Source organism: Actinotalea ferrariae CF5-4 (genome assembly GCF_000603945.1).
Taxonomy (GTDB): Bacteria; Actinomycetota; Actinomycetes; order Actinomycetales; family Cellulomonadaceae; genus Actinotalea; species Actinotalea ferrariae.
Window position 1 is genome coordinate 1 of sequence record NZ_AXCW01000269.1, and the last position, 5,348, is coordinate 5,348.

Consider the following 5,348-nt stretch of genomic DNA (forward strand, 5'->3'; position numbering starts at 1 on the left):
AGCTCGCGGACGTCTTCGGTGACGCCCGCCGGGCCGTGCTGGCCTCGGTCTCGCGCGGCGTCCTCGGCGCCGGTCCTGCGACGGCCGACCTCCGGGACGCCGCCCGGCGCACGGCCGACGACGTCGCGCACGTCCTCCGCTGACCCACCCGCCGGGGTGCGTCGCGTCCCGGCGGCGCGCTGACCTGCACCGCCCGCCGCATCTCGTGGTCGCCTCGCGTTGCCCTGGACGGCACCTGCTCGCTACGTTCGAGGTGTCCGCCCCCGTCCCTCCCGCGAAGAAGGTGACCCCGCGTGGCCCTACCCCCTCTGACCCCCGAGCAGCGCGCCGCAGCGCTCGAGAAGGCCGCCGCCGCACGCCAGGCCCGTGCGGAGGTCAAGAACCGCCTGAAGTACTCCCAGGGCTCCCTCGCCGAGGTGATCGAGCAGGGCCGCACCGACGACGTGATCGGCAAGCTCAAGGTCTCCGCGCTGCTGGAGTCCCTCCCCGGCGTCGGCAAGATCAAGGCCCGCGCGATCATGGCGGAGATCGGCATCTCCGAGACCCGTCGCCTGCGCGGCCTCGGCCCGCACCAGGCCCAGGCCCTCATCGAGCGCTTCGGCTGAGGTGCCCGCCGACGACGAGACGCACGCCGTCTCCTCCCCGCACGGGCGGGAGACGGGTCCGGGCGCACGTCTGACGGTCCTCGCCGGACCCACCGCGGTGGGCAAGGGGACCGTCTCCGCCGACGTGCGCGCGCGCTACCCCGAGGTCTGGCTCTCGGTGTCGGCGACCACGCGCCGGCCCCGGCCGGGCGAGATCGACGGCGTCCACTACCACTTCGTCGACGACGCGACGTTCGACCACATGGTCGCGACGGGGGAGTTCCTCGAGTGGGCCGTCGTGCACGGGCGCAACCGGTACGGCACGCCGCGTGCCGCCGTGCTGGAGCGCCTCGCCGAGGGCACGCCCGCGCTGCTCGAGATCGACCTCGCCGGCGCGCGCCAGGTCCGCGAGGCCATGCCGGAGGCACGGTTCGTGTTCCTCGCCCCGCCCAGCTGGGACGAGCTGGTGCGCCGCCTCGTCGGGCGCGGCACCGAGGACGAGGAGGAGCGCGAGCGTCGGCTCGCGACCGCCCGCGTGGAGCTGGCCGCCGAGGCGGAGTTCGACCACGTCATCGTCAACGACGAGGTGCACCGCGCGACCGACGAGCTCATCCGCGTCATGGGCGCCCGCGCCCGGGCCGGGTCCGGCGTCGGCTGCTGACCACGCCGGTCCGGCCGGCCCGGAGCGCCCTCGCGGGGCACCGCCGTCGCGGACGATAGGATGGTCAGTCGACCACCGACCGCACGCCCTTTCCACCTCCCCTTTGGAGCCGCGCCTCATGTCCGGAACCGTCGCCAAGCCCGAGGGCATCACCGACCCGCCGATCGACGACCTGCTCTCGGCCGCCGACTCCAAGTACGCCCTGGTCATCTACTCGGCGAAGCGGGCCCGGCAGATCAACGCGTACTACTCCCAGCTCAACGAGGGCCTGCTCGAGTACGTCGGCCCGCTCGTCGAGGCCCGGCACCAGGAGAAGGCCCTCTCCATCGCGATGCGCGAGATCAACGCCGGCCTGCTGACCCTCGCCCCGCACGAGTCCTGACGCACCTGCCGTGCGCATCCTCCTCGGTGTCGGGGCGGGCATCGCCGCCTACAAGTCGGCCCTGCTCCTCCGGCTCCTGACGGAGTCCGGTCACGAGGTCCGTGTCGTCCCGACACGGGCCTCGCTGGCGTTCGTGGGCACGGCGACGTGGGAGGCGCTGTCCGGCCGTCCCGTCACGACCGACGTCTTCGAGAACGTCCCCGAGGTCGAGCACGTGCGGCTGGGCAAGGAGGCCGAGCTCGTCGTCGTCGCGCCGGCGACCGCGGACCTGCTGGCCCGGGCAGCCACCGGCCGCGCGGACGACCTGCTGACCGCCGCCCTGCTCACGGCGCGCTGCCCGGTCCTCCTGGCCCCGGCGATGCACACGGAGATGTGGGAGCACCCGGCCACCCGGGCGAACGTGGCCACCCTGCGCGCGCGCGGCGTGCACGTGCTCGAGCCGGCCGTGGGCCGCCTCACCGGCACGGACTCCGGGGCCGGACGGCTCCCCGAGCCGGAGGCGATCGCCGCGGCGGCGCTGGCGCTCGTCGGGGCCTCCCCGGCCCAGGACCTCACGGGGCGCCACGTCGTCGTCAGCGCGGGCGGCACCCGCGAGCCGCTGGACCCGGTGCGCTACCTGGGGAACCGGTCGACCGGGCGCCAGGGGTACGCCCTCGCGCGGTCGGCCGCGGCACGGGGTGCGCACGTCACGCTCGTCGCCGCGAACGTCACCCTGCCCGACCCCGCCGGGGTGTCGGTGGTGCACGTCGAGACGACGGACGAGCTGCGCACGGCGGTGCGCGAGCACGCCGCGTCGGCCGACGTCGTGGTCATGGCCGCCGCCGTCGCGGACTACCGTCCGGCCGCCCCCGCGGCGAGCAAGATGAAGAAGGACGGCGCGGCCGGGCTGACGATCGACCTCGTCCAGAACCCCGACGTCCTCGCGGAGCTCGCCGCCGAGCGCCTCAGGCCCGGGCAGGTGGTGGTCGGCTTCGCCGCGGAGACGGGGGACGCCGCGGGCTCGGTGCTCGAGCACGGACGCGCGAAGGCCCGGCGCAAGCAGGCCGACCTGCTCGTGGTCAACGCGGTGGGGGCGGGCCGGGGCTTCGGGGACGTGGGGAACGAGGTCGTCCTCCTCGACGCCGAGGGGTCCACCGTGGCGGAGGCAGCCGGGTCCAAGGACGAGGTGGCGCACGCGGTCTGGGACGCGGTGGCGGCGCACCTGCGCTGACGTCCGCACAGCGGTCGGCTCCCGACGTGTCGGTGTCCGCAACTAGGCTGATCGCCATGACCTCCACGCCGCTGCGTCTGTTCACGTCCGAGTCCGTGACCGAGGGTCACCCGGACAAGGTCTGCGACCAGATCTCCGACGCCATCCTCGACAAGATGCTCGAGCAGGACCCGGGCGCGCGCGTGGCCGTCGAGACCATGGTGACCACGGGCCTCGTCCACGTCTCCGGCGAGGTCACGACCGAGGCGTACGTCGAGATCCCGCAGGTGATCCGCGACGTCGTCCGCCGGATCGGCTACACCTCCTCCGCCATCGGGTTCGACGCGGACTCGTGCGGCGTCTCCGTCTCCATCGGGCAGCAGTCCCCGGACATCGCGGCCGGCGTGGACAAGGCCTGGGAGTTCCGCAAGGGCGAGCAGGTCGACCCCCTGGACGCCCAGGGCGCCGGCGACCAGGGCCTCATGTTCGGCTACGCCAGCGACGAGACGCCGTCGTTCATGCCGCTGCCCATCTGGCTCGCCCACCGCCTCGCCGAGCGCCTGGCCTCCGTGCGCAAGGAGGGGACGCTCGGCTACCTGCGCCCCGACGGCAAGACGCAGGTGACGATCGAGTACGACGGCGACCGCCCGGTGCGGGTGGACACGGTGGTGCTGTCGACCCAGCACGACCCGGGGATCGCCCTGGACGCGACGCTCGCCCCGGAGGTCGCCGAGCACGTCATCACGCCGGTGCTGGACGAGCTCGACCTCGACACGACCGGTCACCGCCTGCTCATCAACCCGACCGGCACGTTCGTCATCGGCGGCCCGCAGGGCGACGCCGGGCTCACGGGCCGCAAGATCATCGTCGACACCTACGGCGGGATGGCCCGGCACGGCGGCGGCGCGTTCTCCGGCAAGGACCCGTCGAAGGTCGACCGCTCCGCCGCCTACGCGATGCGGTGGGTGGCCAAGAACGTCGTCGCGGCCGGGCTCGCCCGCCGGTGCGAGGTCCAGGTCGCCTACGCCATCGGCGCCTCGCACCCCGTGGGCCTCTACGTCGAGACGTTCGGCACCGAGACGGTGCCCGTGGACCGGCTCACCACCGCGATCCGCGACGTCTTCGACCTGCGCCCCGCCGCGATCGTGCGGGACCTGGACCTGCTCCGGCCGATCTACTCGCGCACGGCCGCCTACGGGCACTTCGGGCGCGAGGTCGCGGACTTCACCTGGGAGCGCACGGACCGCGTCCTGGACCTGCACAGCGCGCTGTCCTGACCCGGCACGGCGCGTGACGACCTGGTGAGCGGGCCGACGGGAGCCGACCCCGCAGCGCCACCGACCGGGGAGGCGGTGCAGGCGACCCTGACGGGCGTCCCCGGCGCGCGTCGTCGCCGCGTCCGCGCCCCCGTGCCGCTCGCGGAGAGCCGGCCGGTGGCGCGGGTCGTCGTCGACCGCCCGCTGAGCCACCTGGACCGCGTCTTCGAGTACGGCGTCCCGGCGTCGATGGACGCCGACGTCCACCCCGGCGTGCGCGTCCGCGTCCGGTTCGGCGGCCAGGACGTCGACGGCTTCGTGGTGAGCCGCGGTGACGACGCCGAGCACGACGGGGAGATCGTCCCGCTCCGCCGGGTCGTGTCGGCCGAGGTGGTCCTCACGCCCGAGGTGCTCACGCTCGCGCGGCACGTGGCGGACGCGTGCGCCGGGACCCTGGCGGACGTGCTCCGGCTCGCGGTCCCGCCCCGGCACGCCCGCACGGAGGCCGAGGACGTGGCGCCGCCGTCGGACACGGCTGACGGGCACCCTGTGACGGCTCCGTCGGACACCGTCGACGGGCACCCCGGGACGACGGTCGGAACGCCCGAGGTCCCCGGCAGCGGCGCGGCCGACTGGGCGACCTATGCCGGCGGGGCCGCGTTCCTGCGCCACGTCGCGGACGGCGGCGCGCCACGGGCCGTGTGGTCCGCGCTCCCCGGCAGGGGCGGCCGGTCCTGGGCGCAGGCCCTCGCCGACGCCGTCGCCACCGCCGTGCGGGCCGGCCGGGGAGCGCTCGTGGTCGTGCCCACGGACTCCGACGTGGAGCTCGTGACGGCCGCGCTCGGACCGGCAGGCGTGCGCGCCTGGGAACCGGGTGCCGACGGCGGCTGGGTGCGGCTCGTCGCCGAGGACGGGCCCTCCGCCCGGTACCGGGCCTTCCTGGCCGTGGTGCGCGGGCAGGCGACGGTCGTCGTGGGGACCCGGGCCGCCGGGTTCGCACCCGTGCGGCAGCTCGGCCTCGCCGTCTGCTGGGACGAGGCGGACCCGCTCCACGCGGAGCAGCGTGCGCCCTACCCGCACGTGCGCGACGTCCTCCTGCTCCGCTCCGAGCTCGAGAGGTGCGCCCTGCTGGTCGGCGGCTACAGCCGGTCGACGGACGCCCAGCGCTGGGTGCGCGACGGCGTCGCCCACGCCGTGCAGGCCGACCGTGCGACCGTCCGGCGCGCCCTCGCGCGCATCACGGCCCTCGGCAGCGCCGACCTCGCCTCCGAGGGCC

General features: G+C 75.3%; 6 protein-coding genes. All 6 read left to right on the forward strand.

The features are described from left to right. The first annotated feature begins 293 nt into the window (after positions 1 to 293). Positions 294 to 605: an integration host factor, actinobacterial type gene (gene mihF / locus N866_RS16065; protein WP_034228230.1), complete on the forward strand. Its 312-nt coding sequence runs from the start codon at positions 294 to 296 to the stop codon at positions 603 to 605. 70 nt (positions 606 to 675) lie between these two features. Beyond that, the gene (gene gmk / locus N866_RS16070) at positions 676 to 1,245 is read left to right on the forward strand and encodes a guanylate kinase (RefSeq protein ID WP_034228234.1); all 570 of its coding nucleotides are present in this window, start codon (positions 676 to 678) and stop codon (positions 1,243 to 1,245) included. Positions 1,246 to 1,363: 118 nt separating this feature from the next. Then, positions 1,364 to 1,627 carry a DNA-directed RNA polymerase subunit omega gene (gene rpoZ / locus N866_RS16075; protein WP_034228235.1) on the forward strand — a complete coding sequence of 88 codons (264 nt, stop codon included), beginning with the start codon at positions 1,364 to 1,366 and terminating at the stop codon, positions 1,625 to 1,627. Between the two features lie 10 nt (positions 1,628 to 1,637). Further along, positions 1,638 to 2,837 (forward strand): bifunctional phosphopantothenoylcysteine decarboxylase/phosphopantothenate--cysteine ligase CoaBC, encoded by a 1,200-nt coding sequence (gene coaBC, locus N866_RS16080; protein ID WP_034228231.1) that lies wholly within the window; start codon positions 1,638 to 1,640, stop codon positions 2,835 to 2,837. Between the two features lie 56 nt (positions 2,838 to 2,893). Beyond that, positions 2,894 to 4,093 carry a methionine adenosyltransferase gene (gene metK, locus N866_RS16085; protein ID WP_034228233.1) on the forward strand — a complete coding sequence of 400 codons (1,200 nt, stop codon included), beginning with the start codon at positions 2,894 to 2,896 and terminating at the stop codon, positions 4,091 to 4,093. Between the two features lie 75 nt (positions 4,094 to 4,168). Then, the coding region (locus N866_RS16090) for a primosomal protein N' family DNA-binding protein (RefSeq protein WP_034228236.1) at positions 4,169 to 5,348 on the forward strand (1,180 nt) is incomplete at its 3' end.